16 protein-coding genes and 1 tRNA gene are annotated in these 21,156 nt (G+C 61.0%); 14 read left to right on the top strand and 3 right to left on the bottom strand.

Annotated elements, in window-relative coordinates; all coding sequences use genetic code 11:
• Positions 1-90: 90 nt before the first annotated feature.
• The 7 genes from apaG to R9B85_RS14595 all read left to right on the top strand — a co-directional run bounded on the left by apaG (position 91) and on the right by R9B85_RS14595 (position 8,016).
• Positions 91-471 carry a Co2+/Mg2+ efflux protein ApaG gene (gene apaG / locus R9B85_RS14625; RefSeq protein WP_012270198.1) on the top strand — a complete coding sequence of 127 codons (381 nt, stop codon included), beginning with the start codon at positions 91-93 and terminating at the stop codon, positions 469-471.
• Positions 471-1,337, top strand: a complete 867-nt coding sequence (locus R9B85_RS14620; protein ID WP_423770328.1) for a symmetrical bis(5'-nucleosyl)-tetraphosphatase — start codon at positions 471-473, stop codon at positions 1,335-1,337. The genes apaG and R9B85_RS14620 overlap by 1 nt, the downstream gene beginning before the upstream one ends.
• A gap of 14 nt (positions 1,338-1,351) precedes the next feature.
• Positions 1,352-1,681, top strand: coding sequence for a thiosulfate sulfurtransferase GlpE (gene glpE / locus R9B85_RS14615; protein ID WP_112251542.1), 330 nt, complete (start codon positions 1,352-1,354; stop codon positions 1,679-1,681).
• A gap of 283 nt (positions 1,682-1,964) precedes the next feature.
• Positions 1,965-3,887 (top strand): PrkA family serine protein kinase, encoded by a 1,923-nt coding sequence (locus tag R9B85_RS14610; protein ID WP_133970054.1) that lies wholly within the window; start codon positions 1,965-1,967, stop codon positions 3,885-3,887.
• Positions 3,888-4,017: 130 nt separating this feature from the next.
• The gene (locus tag R9B85_RS14605; RefSeq protein ID WP_112251538.1) at positions 4,018-5,289 is read left to right on the top strand and encodes a YeaH/YhbH family protein; all 1,272 of its coding nucleotides are present in this window, start codon (positions 4,018-4,020) and stop codon (positions 5,287-5,289) included.
• A complete protein-coding gene (locus R9B85_RS14600) occupies positions 5,286-6,854 on the top strand; it encodes a SpoVR family protein (RefSeq protein WP_112251536.1) in 1,569 nt (522 codons plus the stop codon). Before R9B85_RS14605 ends, R9B85_RS14600 begins: the two co-directional genes overlap by 4 nt.
• Positions 6,855-6,909: 55 nt before the next feature.
• The gene (locus tag R9B85_RS14595) at positions 6,910-8,016 is read left to right on the top strand and encodes a multifunctional CCA addition/repair protein (RefSeq protein ID WP_112251534.1); all 1,107 of its coding nucleotides are present in this window, start codon (positions 6,910-6,912) and stop codon (positions 8,014-8,016) included.
• 111 nt (positions 8,017-8,127) lie between these two features.
• Here the strand turns inward: R9B85_RS14595 and folK are convergent, their stop codons facing one another.
• Positions 8,128-8,637: a 2-amino-4-hydroxy-6-hydroxymethyldihydropteridine diphosphokinase gene (gene folK, locus R9B85_RS14590; protein ID WP_112251532.1), complete on the bottom strand. Its 510-nt coding sequence runs from the start codon at positions 8,635-8,637 to the stop codon at positions 8,128-8,130.
• Positions 8,628-8,984, bottom strand: a complete 357-nt coding sequence (gene folB, locus R9B85_RS14585) for a dihydroneopterin aldolase (protein WP_004375185.1) — start codon at positions 8,982-8,984, stop codon at positions 8,628-8,630. Before folB ends, folK begins: the two co-directional genes overlap by 10 nt.
• Positions 8,985-9,058: 74 nt before the next feature.
• Here folB and plsY point away from each other — a divergent pair, with 74 nt between their 5' ends.
• A complete protein-coding gene (plsY, locus tag R9B85_RS14580) occupies positions 9,059-9,628 on the top strand; it encodes a glycerol-3-phosphate 1-O-acyltransferase PlsY (RefSeq protein ID WP_112251528.1) in 570 nt (189 codons plus the stop codon).
• A gap of 3 nt (positions 9,629-9,631) precedes the next feature.
• Here the strand turns inward: plsY and tsaD are convergent, their stop codons facing one another.
• Positions 9,632-10,657, bottom strand: coding sequence for a tRNA (adenosine(37)-N6)-threonylcarbamoyltransferase complex transferase subunit TsaD (gene tsaD, locus R9B85_RS14575; protein WP_112251526.1), 1,026 nt, complete (start codon positions 10,655-10,657; stop codon positions 9,632-9,634).
• Between the two features lie 204 nt (positions 10,658-10,861).
• Between tsaD and rpsU the strand changes: the two genes are divergently transcribed.
• From rpsU to R9B85_RS14545, 6 genes are all read left to right on the top strand, one after another.
• Entirely contained in the window at positions 10,862-11,077 is a 216-nt protein-coding gene (gene rpsU / locus R9B85_RS14570; protein WP_003255575.1) for a 30S ribosomal protein S21, read from the top strand.
• 303 nt (positions 11,078-11,380) lie between these two features.
• Positions 11,381-13,363 (top strand): DNA primase, encoded by a 1,983-nt coding sequence (gene dnaG / locus R9B85_RS14565; protein WP_207879282.1) that lies wholly within the window; start codon positions 11,381-11,383, stop codon positions 13,361-13,363.
• Between the two features lie 67 nt (positions 13,364-13,430).
• The gene (rpoD, locus tag R9B85_RS14560; protein WP_112251522.1) at positions 13,431-15,281 is read left to right on the top strand and encodes an RNA polymerase sigma factor RpoD; all 1,851 of its coding nucleotides are present in this window, start codon (positions 13,431-13,433) and stop codon (positions 15,279-15,281) included.
• 185 nt (positions 15,282-15,466) lie between these two features.
• Positions 15,467-19,210 (top strand): EAL domain-containing protein, encoded by a 3,744-nt coding sequence (locus R9B85_RS14555; RefSeq protein ID WP_423770327.1) that lies wholly within the window; start codon positions 15,467-15,469, stop codon positions 19,208-19,210.
• 16 nt (positions 19,211-19,226) lie between these two features.
• A tRNA-Ile gene (locus R9B85_RS14550) sits at positions 19,227-19,303 on the top strand.
• Between the two features lie 126 nt (positions 19,304-19,429).
• Entirely contained in the window at positions 19,430-20,506 is a 1,077-nt protein-coding gene (locus R9B85_RS14545) for a tyrosine-type recombinase/integrase (protein WP_423770326.1), read from the top strand.
• The last annotated feature ends 650 nt before the right edge of the window (positions 20,507-21,156 follow it).

The raw sequence follows: 21,156 nt of genomic DNA, 5'->3' as shown, positions 1-21,156 counted from the left end.
GACCGCGCCAGCCGATCAGGATGGCGCTGGCCCTCCCCCCTCCCAATGGCCTAGACTGCATTATTGCGTCAGTTCGCCCAAGGCCCTTGCATGTCCGACCCCCGCTATCAGATCGACGTCAGCGTCGTGACCCGCTACCTCAAAGAACAATCCGACCCCGAAAACAGTCGTTTCGCTTTCGCCTACACCATCACCGTGCAGAACAATGGCTCGCTCAAGGCCAAGCTGCTGTCGCGCCACTGGCTGATCACCAACGGTGACGGTGAGGTCGAGGAGGTGCGTGGCGCCGGCGTGGTCGGCCAGCAGCCCAATATCGACCCAGGCCAGAGCCATACCTATAGCAGCGGCGCGGTCATCAGCACCCGCGTGGGCACCATGCAGGGCAGCTACCAGATGTTCGCCGAAGACGGCAAACGCTTCGATGCCGAGATCGCCCCCTTCCGCCTGGCGGTGCCCGGGGCGCTGCACTGATGGCTACCTACGCCGTCGGTGACCTGCAGGGCTGCCTGCAACCACTCAAGTGCCTGCTCGAACGGGTCAAATTCAACCCCGCCGTCGATCGTCTATGGCTGGTCGGTGACCTGGTCAACCGCGGCCCCGAGTCGCTGGAAACCCTGCGCTTCCTTTATTCGATCCGCCAGTCGCTGGTGTGCGTGCTGGGCAACCATGACCTGCACCTGCTGGCCGCCTGGCACAATGTCGAACGCCTGAAGAAAAGCGACACACTGCGCGAAATCATCGAAGCGCCGGACGCCGACCAGCTGTTCGACTGGCTGCGCCAGCAAAAACTGCTGCATTACGACGAACCTCGTGGCATTGCCCTGGTTCACGCCGGCATTCCACCGCAATGGACCTTGGGCAAAGCCCTGGAGCTGGCCGCCGAGGTCGAGGAAGTGCTGCGCGACGACGAGCGCCTGAAACTGTACCTGGACGGCATGTACGGCAACGAGCCGAACAAGTGGAGCAAGAACCTCAGCGGTATCGAGCGCCTGCGGGTCATCACCAACTACCTCACGCGCATGCGCTTCTGCACCGCCGAGGGCAAGCTCGACCTCAAGAGCAAGGAAGGCCTGGATACCGCCCCCAAAGGCTACAAGCCGTGGTATGCACACAAGGGTCGCCGCTCACGCCACGTGAAAATCATCTTTGGCCACTGGGCCGCCCTGCAAGGGCAGGTCGACGAGCCTGGCATCATTGCCCTGGACACCGGTTGCGTGTGGGGCGGTGCCATGACCCTGTACAACGTCGACAGCGGCGAATACCACCGCTGTGACTGCAGCGACGACGGCAACTTACGCCTCCCCAGCCAAACGCCTACACTGAACGATCAAAACTGAAGGAAGCCGTACCCATGAGCGAATTCAAGCGCATCCCTCCCGATCAGGCCCTGGCCCTGCGCGCGCAAGGTGCGGTAGTCGTCGACATTCGCGACCCGCAGGCCTTTGCCGCCGGCCACATCACCGGTGCCAAGCATCTGGATAACCATTCGGTCGCCGAGTTCATCCGCAATGCCGACCTTGATGCCCCGACCCTGGTGGTGTGCTATCACGGCAATTCCAGCCAGAGCGCCGCGGCCTATCTGGTGAACCAGGGCTTCTCGGACGTATACAGCGTCGACGGCGGCTTTGAGCTGTGGCGCGCCACTTACCCGGCCGAGACTGCCCAAGGCACTGCCGAATAATTTTTTCATTTTTACTGCAGCCCGCGCCCCGTGCGGGCTTGCGGCTTATCTGACGAACGGTCGTTCGCAACTTCTCCGCCCCTCGCCCTTGACCTTGCGGATAACCAACTATTCTTAAGCGCAGGCCATCCAGAAAAAGGGGAGAGCCGGTACACCGGCGTGCGGGTCATCGGTAGCGTTACAGGGTGTTCTGGGGGGTATACAGCAGCCGGCAAACCCGGTTGCATGCCAGCATCAGCTGACTGATCCGGCGTCGTCTCCACGTATCGAGCGAGGTGACGTCATGAGTATTTTTAGCCACTTCCAACAACGTTTCGAGTCTACGCGCCAGGAAGAACTCTCGCTGCAGGAGTACCTCGAGCTGTGCAAAGAGGATCGCAGTGCCTACGCATCGGCGGCCGAACGGCTGTTGCTGGCCATCGGTGAGCCGGAGCTGATCGACACCTCAACCAACTCCAGACTGTCGCGAATCTTCTCCAACAAGGTTATCCGCCGCTATCCGGCCTTTGCCGACTTCCATGGCATGGAAGAGTGCATCGACCAGATCGTGTCCTACTTCCGCCACGCCGCTCAAGGCCTGGAGGAAAAGAAACAGATCCTCTACCTGCTGGGCCCGGTGGGCGGCGGCAAGTCGTCGCTGGCCGAAAAACTCAAGCAGCTGATGGAAAAGGTACCGTTTTACGCCATCAAGGGCTCGCCGGTATTCGAGTCGCCCCTGGGGCTGTTCAACGCCACCGAAGACGGGGCCATTCTCGAGGAAGAGTTCGGCATCCCGCGGCGCTACCTGAACACCATCATGTCGCCCTGGGCCACCAAACGCCTGCAGGAGTTCGGCGGCGACATCAGCAAGTTCAAGGTGGTGAAACTGTACCCGTCGATTCTCAACCAGATCGCCATCGCCAAGACCGAACCCGGCGACGAGAACAACCAGGACATTTCGGCCCTGGTCGGCAAGGTCGATATCCGCAAGCTCGAAGAATTCCCGCAGAACGACGCCGACGCCTATGCCTATTCGGGTGCGCTGTGCCGGGCCAACCAGGGCCTGATGGAATTCGTCGAGATGTTCAAGGCCCCGATCAAGGTCCTGCACCCGCTGCTCACTGCCACCCAGGAAGGCAACTACAACAGTACCGAAGGCCTCGGCGCCATCCCCTACTCCGGGATCTTGCTGGCCCACTCCAACGAATCGGAGTGGCACACCTTCCGCAACAACAAGAACAACGAGGCGTTCATCGACCGGATCTACATCGTCAAGGTGCCGTACTGCCTGCGCGTCAGCGACGAAATCAAGATCTACGACAAGCTACTGATCAACAGCTCGCTGGCCAAGGCCCACTGCGCGCCAGACACGCTGAAGATGCTCGCCCAGTTCACCGTGCTGTCGCGCCTGAAAGAGCCGGAAAACTCCAACATCTATTCGAAGATGCGGGTGTACGACGGGGAAAACCTCAAGGACACCGATCCGAAGGCCAAGTCGATCCAGGAGTACCGCGATTCCGCCGGCGTCGACGAAGGCATGAACGGCCTGTCGACCCGCTTTGCGTTCAAGATCCTGTCCAAGGTGTTCAACTTCGACCCGCATGAAGTGGCCGCCAACCCGGTGCACCTGCTGTATGTGCTGGAGCAGCAGATCGAGCAGGAACAGTTCCCGGCCGAAGTGCGCGAACGCTACCTGCGCTACCTGAAGGAGTACCTGGCCCCACGCTACATCGAGTTCATCGGCAAGGAAATCCAGACCGCCTACCTGGAGTCCTACAGCGAATACGGCCAGAACATTTTCGACCGCTACGTGCTGTACGCCGATTTCTGGATCCAGGACCAGGAATACCGCGATCCGGAAACCGGCGAAATTCTCAACCGTATCGCTCTCAACGAAGAACTGGAGAAGATCGAGAAGCCGGCCGGCATCAGCAACCCGAAAGATTTCCGCAACGAAATCGTCAACTTCGTGCTGCGTGCCCGTGCCAACAACAACGGCAAGAATCCGAGCTGGCTGAGCTACGAAAAGCTGCGGGTGGTGATCGAGAAGAAAATGTTCTCCAACACCGAGGACCTGCTGCCGGTCATCAGCTTCAACGCCAAGGCAAGCAAGGAGGACCAACAGAAACACAACGACTTCGTCACGCGCATGGTGGAGCGTGGCTACACCGACAAACAGGTTCGTCTGCTGTCGGAATGGTACCTGCGGGTCAGGAAATCGCAATAAAGCGACAAGCTACCCACCGCGCGCCCAGGGCTGCTATGCCAGCCCTGGGCGGCGGCAGCTGCTTTGCTGCCATTGCTTGCAGCAGCTCGTAGCTTGAAGCGTGCAGCTGTTCCCAGCTACCGGAGGGACCATGAGCTACGTTATAGATCGACGCCTGAACGGCAAGAACAAGAGCACGGTGAACCGCCAGCGCTTCCTGCGGCGGTACCGCGAACATATCAAGAAAGCCGTCGAAGAGGCGGTAAGCCGCCGTTCCATCATGGACATGGAACATGGCGAGCAGATCAGCATCCCGGGGCGCGACATCGACGAACCGGTGCTGCACCATGGTCGCGGGGGCAAGCAGACCATCGTGCACCCAGGCAACAAGGAATTCACCGCCGGTGAACACATCCCCAGGCCACAGGGTGGCGGCGGTGGCGGCGGCCGTGGCAAGGCCGGCAATTCCGGCGAGGGCATGGACGACTTCGTCTTCCAGATCACCCAGGAAGAATTCCTCGAGTTCATGTTCGAGGACCTCGAGCTGCCCAACCTGGTCAAACGTCACCTGACCGGGGCCGACACCTTCAAGACCGTGCGCGCCGGTATCGCCAACGAAGGCAACCCGTCACGCATCAACATCGTGCGCACCCTGCGTTCGGCCCATGCCCGGCGCATCGCCCTGACCGGCAGCAGCCGCGCACTGCTGCGCGAAGCGCAGAAGGAACTCGCCCGCCTGAAGGTTGAGGAACCGGATAATTTCACCGATATCCAGGAAGTCGAACACGAGATCGAACGCCTGAAGGCACGTATCAATCGCCTGCCCTTCCTCGACACTTTCGACCTCAAGTACAACCTGCTGGTCAAGCAACCCAACCCCAGCTCCAAGGCGGTGATGTTCTGTCTGATGGACGTGTCCGGCTCGATGACCCAGGCCACCAAGGACATCGCCAAGCGCTTTTTCATCCTGCTGTACCTGTTCCTCAAGCGAAACTACGACCGCATCGAAGTGGTATTCATCCGCCACCACACCAGCGCCCGTGAAGTCGACGAGGAAGAATTCTTCTATTCGCGGGAAACCGGCGGCACCATCGTTTCCAGCGCGCTGAAGCTGATGCAGGAGGTCATGGCCGAACGCTACCCGGCCAGCGACTGGAACATCTACGCCGCCCAGGCTTCCGACGGCGACAATTGGAACGACGACTCGCCGATCTGCCGCGACATCCTGGCCAAGCAGATCATGCCGCATGTGCAGTACTACACTTACGTTGAAATCACTCCTCGTGAACACCAGGCGCTGTGGTACGAATACGAGCGCATAGGCGAAGCCTTCCCCGACACGTTCGCCCAGCAGCAGTTGGTATCGGCCGGCGATATCTACCCGGTCTTCCGTGAACTCTTCCAGCGCAGGTTAGCCACATGACCGCCAGAGCACAGAGACGCCAACCTATTTCCACCGGGTCCGAGTGGACGTTCGAACTGATCCAGACCTACGACCGGGAAATCAGCCGCCTGGCCGAGCGTTACGCCCTGGACACCTACCCCAACCAGATCGAGGTGATTACCGCCGAGCAGATGATGGACGCCTATGCCTCGGTCGGCATGCCGCTGGGTTATCACCATTGGTCCTACGGCAAGCAGTTCCTCAGCACGGAGAAGTCCTACAGCCGTGGCCAGATGGGCCTGGCCTACGAGATCGTGATCAACTCCGACCCGTGCATCGCCTACCTGATGGAAGAAAACACCATGTGCATGCAGGCACTGGTGATCGCCCATGCCTGCTACGGCCATAACAGTTTCTTCAAGGGCAACTACCTGTTCCGCACCTGGACCGACGCCAGCTCGATCATTGACTACCTGGTGTTCGCCAAGCAGTACATCGCCCAGTGCGAAGAGCGCCATGGCATCGATGCCGTGGAAGACCTGATCGACTCCTGTCATGCCCTGATGAACTACGGTGTCGACCGTTACAAGCGGCCTTATCCGATTTCCGCCGAAGAGGAGCGGCGGCGGCAGAAGGAGCGCGAGGAACACCTGCAGCGGCAGATCAATGACCTGTGGCGAACCATTCCGAAGAGCGCCGACAAGGGTAACGATCGAGATGATGCGCGCTTCCCCGCCGAACCGCAGGAAAACATCCTCTATTTCATCGAGAAGAACGCCCCGCTGCTGGAGCCCTGGCAGCGTGAAGTGGTGCGCATCGTGCGCAAGATCGCCCAGTATTTCTACCCGCAGCGCCAGACCCAGGTGATGAACGAAGGCTGGGCGACATTCTGGCACTACACGCTGATGAACGACCTGTATGACGAGGGGCTTATCACCGAAGGCTTCATGATGGAGTTCCTGCAGTCGCACACCAGCGTAGTGTTCCAGCCCGGCTTCGACAGCCCCTACTACAACGGCATCAACCCCTACGCACTGGGCTTTGCGATGTACACCGACATCCGCCGCATGTGCGAAAACCCGACCGAAGAAGATCGCCGCTGGTTCCCCGACATTGCCGGCAGTGACTGGCTTTCTACCATCAAGTTCGCCATGAGCAGCTTCAAGGACGAGAGCTTCATCCTGCAGTACCTGTCGCCAAAGGTCATGCGCGATCTCAAGCTGTTCAGCATCCTCGATGACGACCAGCGCGACGACCTGTATGTACCTGCCATCCACGACGAGGCCGGCTACCGGACCATTCGCGAACTACTGGCGGCGCAGTACAACCTGGGCAACCGCGAGCCAAACGTACAGATCTGGAGCGTCGACCGCCGCGGTGACCGCTCGCTGACCTTGCGTCACCAGCAACACAACCGCAAACCGCTGGGCGACTCGACCGAGGAAGTGCTCAAGCACCTGCACCGCCTGTGGGGCTTCGACATCCATCTGGAGACCGTCCAGGGCGAGCAGGTGATGAAGACGCACCATATGCCACCACGCGGCGAGCACGGCGAAAACGCCGATTACGGGCGCATGGACCTGGCGGTCATCCACCACCTCTGATGCTACCCCATGGCTGCCGACGGGTTATCCTGTCGGCAGTTATGGAGAGTTGCACATGCACATCTACAAAGTCGGCGGCGCGGTACGCGACCGCCTGCTCGGCCGCCCTGTCAGCGATATCGACTGGCTGGTGGTCGGCGCTAGCGTCGAAGAAATGCTTGCCAAAGGTTATCGCCCGGTCGGGGCTGATTTCCCGGTGTTCCTGCACCCGAAAACTGGCGAGGAATACGCCCTGGCGCGTACCGAACGCAAGAGCGGCCGCGGCTACGGCGGGTTCACGTTTCACGCCAGCCCAGATGTGACCTTGGAAGAAGACCTGATCCGCCGCGACCTCACGATCAATGCAATGGCCGAGGATGAAGCCGGCACGGTTTATGACCCGTACAACGGTCAGCAAGATCTCGATCAGCGCCTTTTGCGGCATGTTTCCCCGGCATTCGCCGAAGATCCATTGCGCGTGCTGCGTGTCGCGCGCTTTGCTGCCCGCTATGCACCGCTGGGTTTCAGGGTTGCCGACCAGACCCTGGAGTTGATGCGCCTGATCAGTGCCTCGGGCGAGTTGCAGGCACTGACCGCCGAGCGCAGCTGGAAAGAAATCGAGCGCGCGCTGATGGAGGCGCAGCCGCAGGTGTTCTTCCAGGTGCTGCGCGTTTGCGGGGCCTTGCCAGAGCTGCTGCCTGAGCTCGATGACGATACCCAAGGCCTGGCAGCGCTGGAGCAGGCCGCGCTGCACGAACAGGCTCTGCACGTGCGCTGGGCCTGCCTGTTGCACACGCTGCCCCCCGCCTCGATCAAGGCGGTTAACCAGCGCCTCAAGGCGCCGCGGGAATGCCAGGAACTGGCGTTGCTGACCGGTGAGTGCCTGGCGAAAGCTGGCCAGGCGCCGGAGTTGCCTGCCACGGCAGTGCTGGAGTTGTTGCACCAGTTCGATGTGTATCGACGGCCGCAGCGATTCGAGGACTTCCTGATCGTTTGCGAGATGACAGCACTGGGCGAGGGCAAATCGGTTTATCCACAGGCCGACTATCTGCGAGGGGCAGCAGCGGCGGCGCGGGCAGTGGATGTGAAGCCGTTGGTGCAGGCAGGGCTGACTGGCCAGGGCTTGGGTGAAGCGCTCAAAAGTGAGCGGCTGAAAGCGCTCGAGGCTTACAAGCTCGGTTGAACATACCGGCCCTTTCGCGGCTAAAGCCGCTCCCACAGGAACCGCGCATTTTCTGAACCTCGCACCTAAACCTGTGGGAGCGGCTTTAGCCGCGAAAGGGCCAGTACAGGCTCATGCTGGAGTCAGCTGCAGCCCCCGCCACTCGAAGGCAACCGGAGCCAACACCTGATCAATCCGCGCCTCCTGCCACAACTGCGCCATTGTCTTGCCTACCCCCGGATGCAACAACTCGGGCGCCAGCAGCGACAGCGGCCACAGCACAAAGGCGTTCTTCAGGATCTCGGCACGAGGCAACACCAGCCCATCGAAGGTGCCGTTCAAGTCGTCATACATCAGCACATCGATATCCAGCGGCAGCCCCTTGCGGTCCGGCGCATAGCGGCCATTGTCGGCCTCGATGAACTTCAACCGGCGGTCCAGTTCGATCAACGGCAACGCGGTCTGCCCGGTCACCACGAAGTTGATGAACGGCCCGCTCTTGATCCCCACCGCCTGGCTTTCGAACGCCGGCGAACAGCGCATGTCGGTCAGGATGCCCGCCAACGCATCGAGCCCGGCGCACAAGTGCACCTCGCGGTCGACATTGCTGCCAAGGCCCAGGTAAACCGTGCTCAGAGACATCCGCGCTCGATCTCCACGCCAACACCACCACGGGCCGCCGGCACCGCACCTGGCTTGGTCAGCTTCAACCGCACCCATGGGATGTGGAACTCCTCCATCAACGTCGCCACCAGGCGCTCGGCGAAGGTTTCCACCAGCTCGAAACGGGCCTGTTCGGCAAACGCCTGGATGCGCGCCGATACACTGGCATAGTCCAGCGCCAGGTTCAGGTCGTCACCGGCCGCAGCCGGGCGGTTGTCCCAGGCAAAGCTCAGGTCCAGGCGCAAGCACTGGCGAATATCCCGCTCCCAGTCATAGGCACCGATAACGGTATCGACTTCCAGGCCTTCGATGAACACTCTGTCCAAGCACTTCTCTCCACAGCACGACAAGGGCGACTGGCGCCGTTAGAATCAGGGCGTCCTCGCCCGGAATAGTTAGCATGTTTTGGTTACTGGCGTTGCTCGCCTACCTGCTCGGCTCGCTGTCCTTCGCCATCGTCCTCAGCCGCCTTACAGGCAGCCCGGACCCGCGTTCCAGCGGTTCAGGCAATGCCGGCGCCACCAACATGCTACGCCTGGCAGGCCGTAAACTGGCGATCCTGACCCTGCTTGGCGACCTGTGCAAGGGCCTGTTGCCGGTATTGCTCGCCCGCGGTACCGGGCTGGACCTGCACGCGCAGGCCTGGGTTGGCGTGTGCGCAGTGCTGGGCCACCTGTTCCCGCTGTACTTCCGCTTCCAGGGCGGCAAGGGCGTGGCAACAGCCGCCGGCATGCTCATGGCCCTGTACTTCCCGGCCGCGCTGCTGGCCATTGGCGCCTGGCTGCTGACCTTCTACCTCACCCGCACCAGTTCGCTGGCGGCGCTGATCGCCACACCCCTGACCCTGCCATTGCTGGCCTGGCGCGAGCCAGAGGCCCTGCTACCGATAACCGTACTGACGGCGATGATCGTATGGCGCCACCGCAGCAACCTGCGCGACCTGTTCGCGGGCCGTGAACGGCACTTCTAACGCTCAAACCGGCGGCAGCTGCTCCATTGGCCAGCGTGCCTGCACGCTGATTGCCAGGTCCTGCTGCTGCCCGGCCAACAACCGCTGGCAGCCGGCATAGGCAATCATTGCGCCGTTGTCGGTGCAGAACTGCGGACGCGCGTAGTACACGTTGCCCTTGATGCTGCCGAGCATGTCCTCGAGGGACGCACGCAGGGCCTTGTTGGCGCTGACGCCACCGGCAATGACCAGGCGCTTGAGGCCGGTCTGCTTCAACGCCCGCTTGCACTTGATGGTCAAAGTCTCCACCACCGCCTGCTGGAATGCCAGGGACAGGTCGCAACGGGTTTGCTCACTGTCGTCGCCGGCATCGCGGCACTGCTGCCAGGTATTCAGGGCAAAGGTTTTCAGGCCGCTGAAGCTGAACTCCAGGCCCGGGCGGTCGGTCATCGGCCGCGGGAACACGAAGCGGCCGGGCACGCCGCGCTCGGCCAGGCGGGCGATTTCCGGGCCACCGGGGTAGTTCAGGCCGATCAGCTTGGCGGTCTTGTCGAACGCTTCGCCGGCAGCGTCGTCCAGGCTCTCGCCCAGCAGCTCGTAGTGACCGATACCATCGACCCGCACCAGCTGGGTGTGGCCACCGGAAACCAACAAAGCGACGAACGGAAACTCCGGAGGGTTTTCTTCCAGCATGGGTGCCAGCAGGTGGCCTTCCATGTGGTGTACGCCAATAGCCGGAATGTCCCAGGCAAAGGCCAGCGCCTGGGCGCAGGAGGCCCCCACCAGCAGGGCACCGACCAGGCCAGGGCCCGCGGTGTAGGCGATGGCGTCGATCTCGGTGGCGACGCAGCCGGCCTCGTCCAGCACCTGGCGGATGAGCGGCAGCATGCGCTTGACGTGGTCACGCGAGGCAAGCTCCGGCACCACACCGCCGAACACGCGGTGCAGGTCGATCTGGCTGAACAGCGCGTCGGCCAACAAACCGCGCTCGCTGTCGTATAATGCGACGCCAGTTTCGTCGCAGGATGTTTCCAATCCCAGTACTAGCATGGGTTCGTCCCTTGTGGGGGCTGAATTCGAAGCCGCGCATGATAGTCCCCGTGTTGGATGCCGACCAGCGGTTTTCGATCAGAGGCTTTGCATTCCGGCTTGCTAAGGGTTAACATCCGCAACCCTTGAAAACCGACGTTCTCCAGCACACCTTTGTTTTGCCAGGAGCACGTCTACCCCGGTAATGAATTAAGGTAGCCCTGGATGCCAGCCGTCAAAGTTAAAGAGAACGAACCCTTCGACGTAGCTCTGCGTCGTTTCAAGCGCTCCTGCGAAAAAGCCGGTGTACTGGCTGAAGTTCGTAGCCGCGAGTTTTACGAGAAGCCGACCGCCGAGCGTAAGCGCAAAGCAGCTGCTGCTGTTAAGCGTCACGCCAAGAAAGTTCAGCGCGAACAGCGCCGCGCCGTTCGTCTGTACTAATACAGACGTTCTACGCAAAGCTTCTGCCCTGCCCGGCTAACCGCCGGGCGATGGCAGTGGCAGTTTCAAACTTGAGCAGCTAGCTCAAGGCCCTGCACGAGCGTCATGCGAACTGCACATGGGCAACCTGCCTGAAACGTCAGAGCTGGTCCTCCTTGTTGTATGACCAGACGTGCACGTCCGACTGACGGGCCCTCAGGGGCTGGCGACGAGCACACATTCCCTCGCACTTCCCCAAACGGCACTCGCCCCATTCGGCGCGTGAGCGATTAGACTTGCCAGTTGCCAGATGACGAGACTGCCATGGCCGGGCTGATTCCCCAGAGTTTCATTGACGACCTTATCAACCGCCTCGACATCGTCGATGTGGTGAGTTCGCGCGTCCAGCTGAAAAAAACCGGCAAGAACTACTCCGCATGCTGCCCGTTCCACAAGGAAAAGACCCCTTCCTTCACGGTCAGCCCCGACAAGCAGTTCTACTACTGCTTCGGTTGCGGCGCCGGCGGCAACGCCCTGGGTTTCGTCATGGACCACGACAACCTGGACTTCCCCCAGGCCGTCGAGGAACTGGCTCGCGCCGCCGGCATGGAAGTACCCCGCGAGCAAGGCCGCCGCGACCACAAGCCGCGCCAGCCAACTGATTCGCCGCTGTACCCGCTGCTGGACGCCGCCTCGGAGTTCTACCGCCAGGCCCTGCGCAGCCACCCGACCCGCAAGGCGGCGGTGGATTACCTCAAGGGCCGCGGCCTGTCCGGGGAGATCGCCCGTGACTTCGGCCTGGGTTTCGCCCCGCCAGGCTGGGACAATCTGCTCAAGCACCTGGGTGCCGACACCCTGCAGCAGAAGGTGATGATCGATGCTGGCTTGCTGATCGAGAACGCCGAAAGCGGCAAGCGCTACGACCGCTTCCGCGACCGGGTGATGTTCCCGATCCGCGACAGCCGCGGGCGCATCATCGCCTTCGGTGGCCGGGTGCTTGGCGACGACAAGCCCAAGTACCTGAACTCCCCGGAAACCCCGGTGTTCCACAAGGGCCAGGAACTGTATGGCCTGTACGAGGCGCGCAAGCACAACCGCAACCTTGACGAAATCATCGTCGTCGAAGGCTACATGGACGTCATTGCCCTGGCCCAGCAGGGCCTGCGCAACGCCGTGGCCACCCTCGGCACCGCCACCAGCGAAGAGCACCTCAAGCGCCTGTTCCGCGTGGTACCCAGCGTGCTGTTCTGCTTCGACGGCGACCAGGCCGGGCGCAAGGCCGCATGGCGCGCCTTGGAATCGACCCTGTCGAACCTGCAGGACGGCCGCCGCGCGCGCTTCCTGTTCCTGCCCGAAGGCGAAGACCCGGACAGCCTGGTGCGCGCCGAAGGCACCGATGCCTTCATGGCCCGCATCAACCAGCACGCCCAGCCGCTGGCCGATTACTTCTTCGAGCAACTAGGCGTCGAAGCCGACCCGCGCTCGCTGGAAGGCAAGGCGCACATGGCGACCCTGGCCGCACCGCTGATCGAAAAGATCCCCGGTGCCAACCTGCGCCAGCTGATGCGCAACCGCCTGAAGGAAATCACCGGCCTCGACCCACAGCAGGTCGAACAACTGGCACAACACGCTCCGGCCACCAGCAGCGTGCCGGACTACGACCCTGGCTACGACTACGATGCCATGGCCAGTTACACCCCCGATTACGGCGACATGCCGCAGCACGACTTCGCCCCCGTTCATCAGGAACAGGAATGGAAGCCGAGCAAGGGCGCCGGCAAGAAGCAGTGGAGCGACAAACCCTGGGACAAGAACCGCAAGGGCGGCAAGCCATGGCAGCAACGCGACGAAGCGCCGCCGCGCGTGCCGGCCCCGGTCGAGCCGCCTACCCTGGCCGCCCTGCGCACCCTGCTGCACCACCCGCTGCTGGCCGGCAAGGTGGAGGATGCCAGCCACTTCGCCGACGAAGAACACCTCTACAGCCAGCTGTTGGTCGCACTGATCGAAGCCGCGCAGAAAAATCCTGGGCTAAGCTCAATGCAGCTGATCGCACGATGGCACGGCACCGAACAGGGGCGCCTGCTGCGGGCCCTGGCGGAAAAGGAATGGCTGATCGTTGCCGACAACCTTGAACAACAGTTTTTCGACACTATAACTAGCTTGTCCGCCCGCCAACGCGAGCGCAGCCTGGAACAACTGCTCAGGAAATCACGTCAAAGCGAATTGACCAGCGAGGAAAAAACCCAGCTCCTCGCCCTGCTGAGCCGGAATGTTCCCGCACAAACGCCGACCTCATCTGGCGCGTGAGGCCCATGCTCGGGTATAATCCTCGGCTTGTTTTTTGCCCGCCAAGACCTTCAGTGGATAGGGTGTTATGTCCGGAAAAGCGCAACAGCAGTCTCGTATCAAAGAGTTGATCACCCGCGGTCGTGAGCAGGGCTACCTGACTTACGCGGAGGTCAACGACCACCTGCCTGAGGATATTTCAGATCCTGAACAGGTGGAAGACATCATCCGCATGATCAACGACATGGGGATCAACGTATTCGAGAGTGCTCCGGATGCGGATGCCCTTCTGTTGGCGGAAGCCGACACCGACGAAGCCGCGGCCGAAGAAGCCGCTGCTGCGTTGGCGGCAGTTGAAACCGATATCGGCCGCACGACCGACCCGGTGCGCATGTACATGCGCGAAATGGGTACCGTCGAGCTGCTGACCCGCGAAGGCGAAATCGAAATCGCCAAGCGTATCGAGGAAGGCATTCGTGAAGTCATGGGCGCCATCGCCCACTTCCCGGGCACTGTCGACTACATTCTCGGCGAATATGACCGTGTCACCACCGAAGGTGGCCGTCTGTCCGACGTTCTCAGCGGTTACATCGACCCTGACGACAATATCGCCGCGCCGACCGAAGAAGTGCCGATCCCAGGCGCCAAGGCCGCCGCCGCGAAGGAAGAGTCCGACGACGAAGAGGAAGAATCCGAAAGCGGTGACGACGAGGAAGAGGCCGAGAGCGGCCCGGACCCGGAAGTCGCGCGCCAGCGTTTCGGTGCGGTCAACGACCAGCTGCAGGCCACCAACAAGGTTCTGAAGAAAAATGGTCGTGCCCACAAGGAAAGCGTCGAGGCCCTGCAGGCTCTGGCCGACCTGTTCATGCCGATCAAGCTGGTACCGAAGCAGTTCGAGGTACTGGTAGAGCGTGTTCGTGACGCCTTGAACCGCCTGCGTCAGCAGGAACGCGCCATCATGCAGCTGTGCGTGCGTGACGCCCGCATGCCGCGTGCCGACTTCCTGCGCATGTTCCCGAGCAACGAAACCGACCAGACCTGGAGCGGTGACCTGGCCAAGCGCAACACCAAGTGGGCTGCCGCCCTGGGTGAAAAGGACGCTGCCATCGTCGCTTGCCAACAGAAGCTGATCGACCTTGAGACCGAAACCGGCCTGACCGTTGCCGAGATCAAGGAAATCAACCGTCGCATGTCGATCGGTGAAGCCAAGGCCCGCCGCGCCAAGAAAGAAATGGTCGAGGCGAACCTGCGTCTGGTTATCTCCATCGCCAAGAAGTACACCAACCGTGGCCTGCAGTTCCTCGACCTGATCCAGGAAGGCAACATCGGCTTGATGAAAGCGGTGGACAAGTTCGAATACCGTCGCGGCTACAAGTTCTCGACCTACGCCACCTGGTGGATTCGCCAGGCGATCACCCGTTCGATCGCCGACCAGGCACGCACCATCCGTATTCCGGTGCACATGATCGAGACGATCAACAAGCTCAACCGTATTTCCCGCCAGATGCTGCAGGAAATGGGTCGCGAACCGACCCCGGAAGAGCTTGGCGAGCGCATGGAAATGCCTGAGGACAAGATCCGCAAGGTACTGAAGATCGCCAAAGAGCCGATCTCCATGGAAACCCCGATCGGTGATGACGAAGATTCGCACCTGGGCGACTTCATCGAGGACTCGACCATGCAGTCCCCGATCGATGTGGCCACGGTCGAAAGCCTCAAGGAAGCCACCCGTGACGTGCTCTCGGGCCTGACCGCACGCGAAGCCAAGGTGCTGCGCATGCGTTTCGGTATCGACATGAACACCGACCACACCCTCGAAGAGGTAGGCAAGCAGTTCGATGTGACCCGCGAGCGGATCCGTCAGATCGAAGCGAAGGCGTTGCGCAAACTGCGCCACCCGACTCGCAGCGAGCATCTGCGCTCCTTCCTCGACGAGTGATGACAAAACCCCGGCCCAGGCCGGGGTTTTTCTTTCCACCTTGCACTGCCTGTTCTGGCGATGGGCTGCGCAGCAGCCCCTTTTACCCCTTCCGACAGCCAGAACACAAAGCCCGCCCTTCCACTGCACAGCTGCAGCAATGCCGGTCTACACTCGACTTCATACCATTTGAATGCGAGGCCGCTATGCACCCGATGCCGGCCATCCTGTTGCTGCTCCTGATTTTGTGGAACACAACGGCCGGCGCCCTGACCCTGACAGACGAGGAGAAAGCCTGGTTGGCTGCCCATCCGCAGCTGAGCCTGGGTGTAGACGCCTCTTGGCCACCGTTCGAGTTTCGCGACCAGGAGGGCCGGTACCAGGGATTGGCCGCCGATTACATCGCCACGATCCAGCAACGCCTGGGTGTGACGCTCAAACCGGTCGAACCCAGTAGCTGGACCGAGGTACTGGCGCAAGCCCGCGAAAGCCGCATCGACCTGCTGCCCGGCATCATGTCCACCCCCGAACGCCAAGGCTACCTGGCCTTCACCCGACCGTACCTCGACTTCCCCATCGTCATTCTCGCCCACAAAGGCGGCGCACAGCCGCGCAACCTGGACGACCTTTACGGCCTGAAGATTGCCGTGGTCGAAAACTACGCCCCGCACGAACTGCTGCGCACCCACCATCCAGACCTCAACCTGGTGGCCCTGCCCAACGTCAGTTCTACCCTGCAGGCCTTGGCCACCGATGAAGTGGATGCGGTGGTCGGCGACCTCGCTTCAAGCATCTGGAGCCTGCGCCAGCTCAAGCTCGACGGCCTCTACGTCAGCGGCGAAACGCCCTATCGCTACCAGCTGGCCATGGCCACCCCCCGCGACAAGAAGGAACTGGTCGGCATTCTCGACAAAGTGATAGCCGACATGAGCAGCGCCGAGGTCAGCCAGATCCAGCAACGCTGGGTGGGCAATGTGGTCGACCAACGCATGTTCTGGTCGGACCTGCTGGTATATGGCCTGCCCGCAGTGCTGGTATTGATGGCAGTGCTGGCAGTGGTCATCCGCATCAACCGCCGGCTCAGTTCGGAAATTTCCCGGCGCATCGCCCTGGAACAGGAACTGCGCAGCAGCGAGTACCACTATCGCAGCCTGGTCGAGAGCCTGTCCGCCATCGCCTGGGAGGCCGACGCCAACGACTTCACCTACAGCTACGTCTCACCCCATGCCGAAGGCCTGCTCGGCTACCCACTGGCTGACTGGCTCAAACCCGGCTTCTGGCGCAGCATCCTGCACCCGGATGATGCGCTCTGGGCCCAGGCCTACTGCGACAGCGAAACGGCTGCCGGGCGCGACCACAGCCTCGACTACCGCGTGATCAGGGCCGATGGCCAGCCACTGTGGGTACGCAACATCGTCAGCATGATCGAGCATGGCCACCGGCCAGTGATGCGTGGCCTGATGATCGATATCAGCGAAACCAAGCGCACCGAGGACGCTCTGCGCCTGTCCGAGCAGAAGTTCGCCTCGGTGTTCCAGCAGTGCCCCGACATTCTGCTGATCGCCCGCCACAGCGACGGCTGCCTGCTGGAAGTGAACGAAGCCTTCGAAGAGCAGATTGGCCTCACCCCTGGCCAGGTAATCGGCCGCACCGCCACCGAGCTCAACCTGTGGGGCGTCGAAGGCACCGGCCCGCGGTTGCTCGAACGCCTGCACCGGGGCGGTATCCGCAATCTGGAAATGAGCTTCCGTCGCAGCAACGGCCAACTGTTCACCGGCCTGACCTCAGCCGAAACCTTCGAACTCGACGGCAACCTCGCGCTGGTGGTGGCTGTACGTGACATCAGCCAGCTCAAGGAAACCCAGGAGCAGTTGCAGACCTCCGAAGAAAAGTTCGCCAAGGCCTTCCACGCCTCGCCCGACGGCCTGCTGCTGTCGCGCCAGAGCGACGGCTTGCTGCTCGAAGTCAATGAAGGCTTCTGCCGCCTCACCGGCTATGACCTTAGCCCGACCCTCGACCAGACCTCGCTGGACCTGGGCATCTGGGTCGACCTCAACGAGCGCAAGCGCCTGGTCGAACAGCTCAACCGCGACGGTTTCGTTCGCGACTTCACCTGCCACCTGCGCCGCAGCGATGGGCAGATTCGCCTCTGCGAGCTCTCTGCACGGCCGCTGCCGATTGCTGGCGACGACTGCATGCTGACCATCGCCCGCGACATCACCGAGCGCCACTTGATGCAGGAAAAGCTGCAGCTGGCCGCCACAGTGTTCGAGAACACCGCCGAAGGTGTGCTGATCACCGACATCGACCAGCGCATCAGTGCCGTCAACCGCGCCTTCAGCGAAATCACCGGTTACAGCGAGATCGAAGCCCTCGGCCAGACCCCGCGCCTGCTCGCTTCCGGCCAGCACGACAGCGCGTTCTATGTCGCCATGTGGCACCAGCTGACCGATGAGGGCCACTGGCAAGGCGAGATCTACAACAAACGCAAGAACGGCGAGCTGTACCCCGGCTGGCTGACCATCAGCGCCGTGCGCAACAGAGAGCGCGAAATCACCCATTTCGTCGCCGTGTTCGCCGACATTTCCAGCCTCAAGCACGCCCAGGCCAAGCTCGACTACCAAGCCCACCACGACCCGCTGACCGGCCTGCCCAACCGCGCCCTGTTCGAGAACCGCCTGCAGGCCGCACTGACCTGCTCGCAGCTGTCCAACCGCAAGGGCGCGGTGCTGTTCCTTGACCTGGACCGTTTCAAGCACATCAATGACAGCCTCGGTCACCCGGTCGGCGACCTGCTGCTCAAGGGCATCGCCCAACGCCTGAAGGAGCAGGTGCGTGATGTCGACACCGTGGCCCGCCTGGGTGGCGACGAGTTCATCATCCTGCTGCCCGGCCTGCACAAACCCAGCGACGCCAGCGCCATTGCCAACAAGCTGCTGACCTGCTTCAACGCGCCGTTCCAGGCCGGCGAGCACGAGTTCTTCACCAGCGCCAGCATCGGCATCAGCCTTTATCCACAGGACGGCACCGACGTTGCCACACTGATTCGCAACGCCGACGCCGCCATGTACCGCTCCAAGGCCAAGGGCCGCAACCGCGTCGAAACCTACACCCTCGACCTCACCGCCCAGGCCAGCGAACGCATCGCCCTGGAGCACGAACTGCGCCGCGCCATCGAACGCAACGAACTGAGCCTGTGCTTCCAGCCCAAGCTCAGCCTCAAGACCCAAAGCCTGGTCGGCGCCGAAGCACTGATCCGCTGGAGCCACCCGAGCTTTGGTGAAGTGCCGCCAGAGCACTTCATCCACCTGGCTGAAGAGAACGGCACCATCCTCCAGATCGGCGACTGGGTACTGGAACAGGCCTGCCGGCAGATGCAGGCCTGGAAGCTGCACTACGAACCGTTCGGCCCATTGTCGATCAACCTCGCCGGCGCCCAGCTGCGCCAACCTCACCTCGCCCGGCGCATCGAACAGTTGCTGAAGCACTACCAGCTCAAGGCCGGCGACCTGCAGCTGGAAATCACCGAAAACTTCATCATGAGCCAGGCAGAGGAAGCCCTGGCCGTGCTGTACCAGCTGAAGAAACTGGGCGTGCAACTGGCCATCGACGACTTCGGCACCGGTTATTCATCGCTGAGCTACCTCAAGCGCCTGCCGCTGGACATCCTCAAGATCGACAAGTCGTTCATCCGCGGCCTGCCCGACGATCCCCACGACGCTGCCATCGCCCGAGCGATCATCGCCCTGGGCCGCAGCATGCAGCTGACCATCATTGCCGAGGGTGTGGAGAACCAGGCCCAGCAACGGTTCCTGGCGGCTGAAGGCTGTGAGCAGATCCAGGGCTACATCGTCAGCCTGCCCCTGCCGCCGGAGGAGTTCGCGGCGACGTTTCTTCGCATAGCACTATCGGATCTTTCAGATGGCACTGGTGCGAAACCCTCGTTATAATCCGGCGACTTACTGAGGGCCTATAGCTCAGTTGGTTAGAGCAGAGGACTCATAATCCTTTGGTCCACGGTTCGAGTCCGTGTGGGCCCACCAACCTTGAAGCCGCGTATTACGCGGCTTTCGGCTTTTTGGGTTTGTGGCAGCCGGATCAGTCCTATGGTCCGAAGGTACAAATTAGGTACAGTGCGGCTTCGCTTGCACGCCTTTGGAGTCCTTCAGATGGCCACAATCGTCAAAACCCCTGCCGGCACCTGGAAGGCCGTCATCCGCAAGACCGGATGGCCGACCAACGCCAAAACCTTCCGCACCAAACGCGACGCCGAAGATTGGTCACGACGCACCGAAGATGAAATGGTGCGGGGTGTCTATATCCAGCGCAGCGGGTCCGAGCGACTGACACTCGAAAGTGCGCTGCAGCGATATCTGCGTGAAGTCAGCCCTACCAAAAAGCCCACCACGCAGAAGGCTGAGGCAACCAAGGCTCAGCAGTTGATCAAGCACCTGGGGAAATACTCGCTGGCAGCCCTGTCGTCAGAGGTGATTGCGAGCTATCGCGATACTCGACTTGGTTCGTTGACCAGCCGCGGTAAACCAGTGAGCAACAATACCGTTCGGCTGGAGTTGGCTTTGCTCAGCCATCTGTTCACGGTAGCCATTCAGGAATGGGGCCTTGGGCTCACATTCAACCCAGTGCTAAACATTCGGAAGCCGAGCCCAGGGGAGGGCCGAAATCGTCGCCTCACGGCAGACGAGGAGCGTCGCTTACTAACAGCTGTAAACAAGCACAGCAACCCTATGCTCGGGTGGATCGTCAGCATCGCTTTGGAGACCGGTATGCGATCCTCCGAAATCACAGGGCTACGTCGGCATCAGGTCGATGTCAAAAAGCGCGTTGCGCGCCTTGTGACAACGAAGAACGACAGCGCCCGGACCGTCCCCCTTAGCAAGCTCGCTGCTGCCGCATTCCAAGCAGCGCTTCAAAACCCTGTGCGACCCATCGATTGTGATCTGATCTTCTTTGGCGAACCCGGAAAAGACGGAAAACGACGCCCCTATGCATTCACGAAAATCTGGGGGTTGCTCAAATCTAAGCTGGGCATGCCAGATTTCCGATTCCATGACCTTCGCCATGAAGCAGTCAGTCGATTGGTGGAAGGTGGGCTTTCAGATCAAGAGGTTTCCAGCATCAGCGGCCATAAATCAATGCAAATGTTGAAGCGATATACGCATCTTCGTGCGGAAGATCTTGTGGTGAGGCTTGATAGCTTGAAAGTCAGAAAAATAAATAAAAAATAATTTCTATCAATTTTGCTCCAGCGATAGATATCGATCCACCCCCTGTATTCATTGGCTATCTCAGACGCACCCGCTACCAAAGTTACATAATTTGGCAAATACAGATAAGTAAACCCAACAATCCAAACTCATGCGCCTTGGTCGAAAACCAAGGCGTAGCCATTTGACGATTTCCTGTAAGAACCCAAAGATACGCCTAACTATTGGCAACTATGGTTGATTGATGATGACGACCGAACAGTATTTGCTTGGGCGCTTTGGTCCGCTTATGAGCATCGTAGACATCGCTGCGATACTGGGACGCTCTCCAGAAGGGGTTAGAGTCGCCATGTACACCGATTCCGACCTGTCGCGAAAATTGAAGCCAACGGTAGTCCGTATTGGACGCCGAGTGTTTTTCCGCACAATTCAAGTAAACGACGCCCTAGGCTTAGATGGAAGTCTGGAATGACCAACGCTTTGGACCGGGGCTGGGCAAAGCTCTCGGTTAGTGAAAACACTAGGCCCAGCGGCCGAAATTACACCAAATTACTATCACTAACCGAACGGTATGAAGCTCTTCCTGATATCAGACATGCCGTTAAACCAAACTACAGCGACCACGTAGCAAATACCAAAAAGCCCGGTGTGGCAACCGGGCTCCTCGGATT

The sequence above is a fragment of the Pseudomonas sp. NLJ1 genome (assembly GCF_049486705.1).
Taxonomy (GTDB): Bacteria; Pseudomonadota; Gammaproteobacteria; order Pseudomonadales; family Pseudomonadaceae; genus Aquipseudomonas; species Aquipseudomonas inefficax.
The sequence above is the reverse complement of the archived record's forward strand: the minus strand, read 5'-3'. Positions and strand labels throughout refer to the sequence as shown.

Excerpts from the sequence above, each read along its gene's own strand:
- apaG (WP_012270198.1), top strand. The coding sequence starts at position 91 with ATGTCCGACCCCCGCTATCAGATCGACGTCAGCGTCGTGACCCGCTAC.
- R9B85_RS14620 (WP_423770328.1), top strand. The coding sequence starts at position 471 with ATGGCTACCTACGCCGTCGGTGACCTGCAGGGCTGCCTGCAACCACTC.
- glpE (WP_112251542.1), top strand. The coding sequence starts at position 1,352 with ATGAGCGAATTCAAGCGCATCCCTCCCGATCAGGCCCTGGCCCTGCGC.
- R9B85_RS14610 (WP_133970054.1), top strand. The coding sequence starts at position 1,965 with ATGAGTATTTTTAGCCACTTCCAACAACGTTTCGAGTCTACGCGCCAG.
- R9B85_RS14605 (WP_112251538.1), top strand. The coding sequence starts at position 4,018 with ATGAGCTACGTTATAGATCGACGCCTGAACGGCAAGAACAAGAGCACG.
- R9B85_RS14600 (WP_112251536.1), top strand. The coding sequence starts at position 5,286 with ATGACCGCCAGAGCACAGAGACGCCAACCTATTTCCACCGGGTCCGAG.
- R9B85_RS14595 (WP_112251534.1), top strand. The coding sequence starts at position 6,910 with ATGCACATCTACAAAGTCGGCGGCGCGGTACGCGACCGCCTGCTCGGC.
- folK (WP_112251532.1), bottom strand. The coding sequence starts at position 8,637 with ATGTCTCTGAGCACGGTTTACCTGGGCCTTGGCAGCAATGTCGACCGC.
- plsY (WP_112251528.1), top strand. The coding sequence starts at position 9,059 with ATGTTTTGGTTACTGGCGTTGCTCGCCTACCTGCTCGGCTCGCTGTCC.
- tsaD (WP_112251526.1), bottom strand. The coding sequence starts at position 10,657 with ATGCTAGTACTGGGATTGGAAACATCCTGCGACGAAACTGGCGTCGCA.
- rpsU (WP_003255575.1), top strand. The coding sequence starts at position 10,862 with ATGCCAGCCGTCAAAGTTAAAGAGAACGAACCCTTCGACGTAGCTCTG.
- dnaG (WP_207879282.1), top strand. The coding sequence starts at position 11,381 with ATGGCCGGGCTGATTCCCCAGAGTTTCATTGACGACCTTATCAACCGC.
- rpoD (WP_112251522.1), top strand. The coding sequence starts at position 13,431 with ATGTCCGGAAAAGCGCAACAGCAGTCTCGTATCAAAGAGTTGATCACC.
- R9B85_RS14555 (WP_423770327.1), top strand. The coding sequence starts at position 15,467 with ATGCACCCGATGCCGGCCATCCTGTTGCTGCTCCTGATTTTGTGGAAC.
- R9B85_RS14545 (WP_423770326.1), top strand. The coding sequence starts at position 19,430 with ATGGCCACAATCGTCAAAACCCCTGCCGGCACCTGGAAGGCCGTCATC.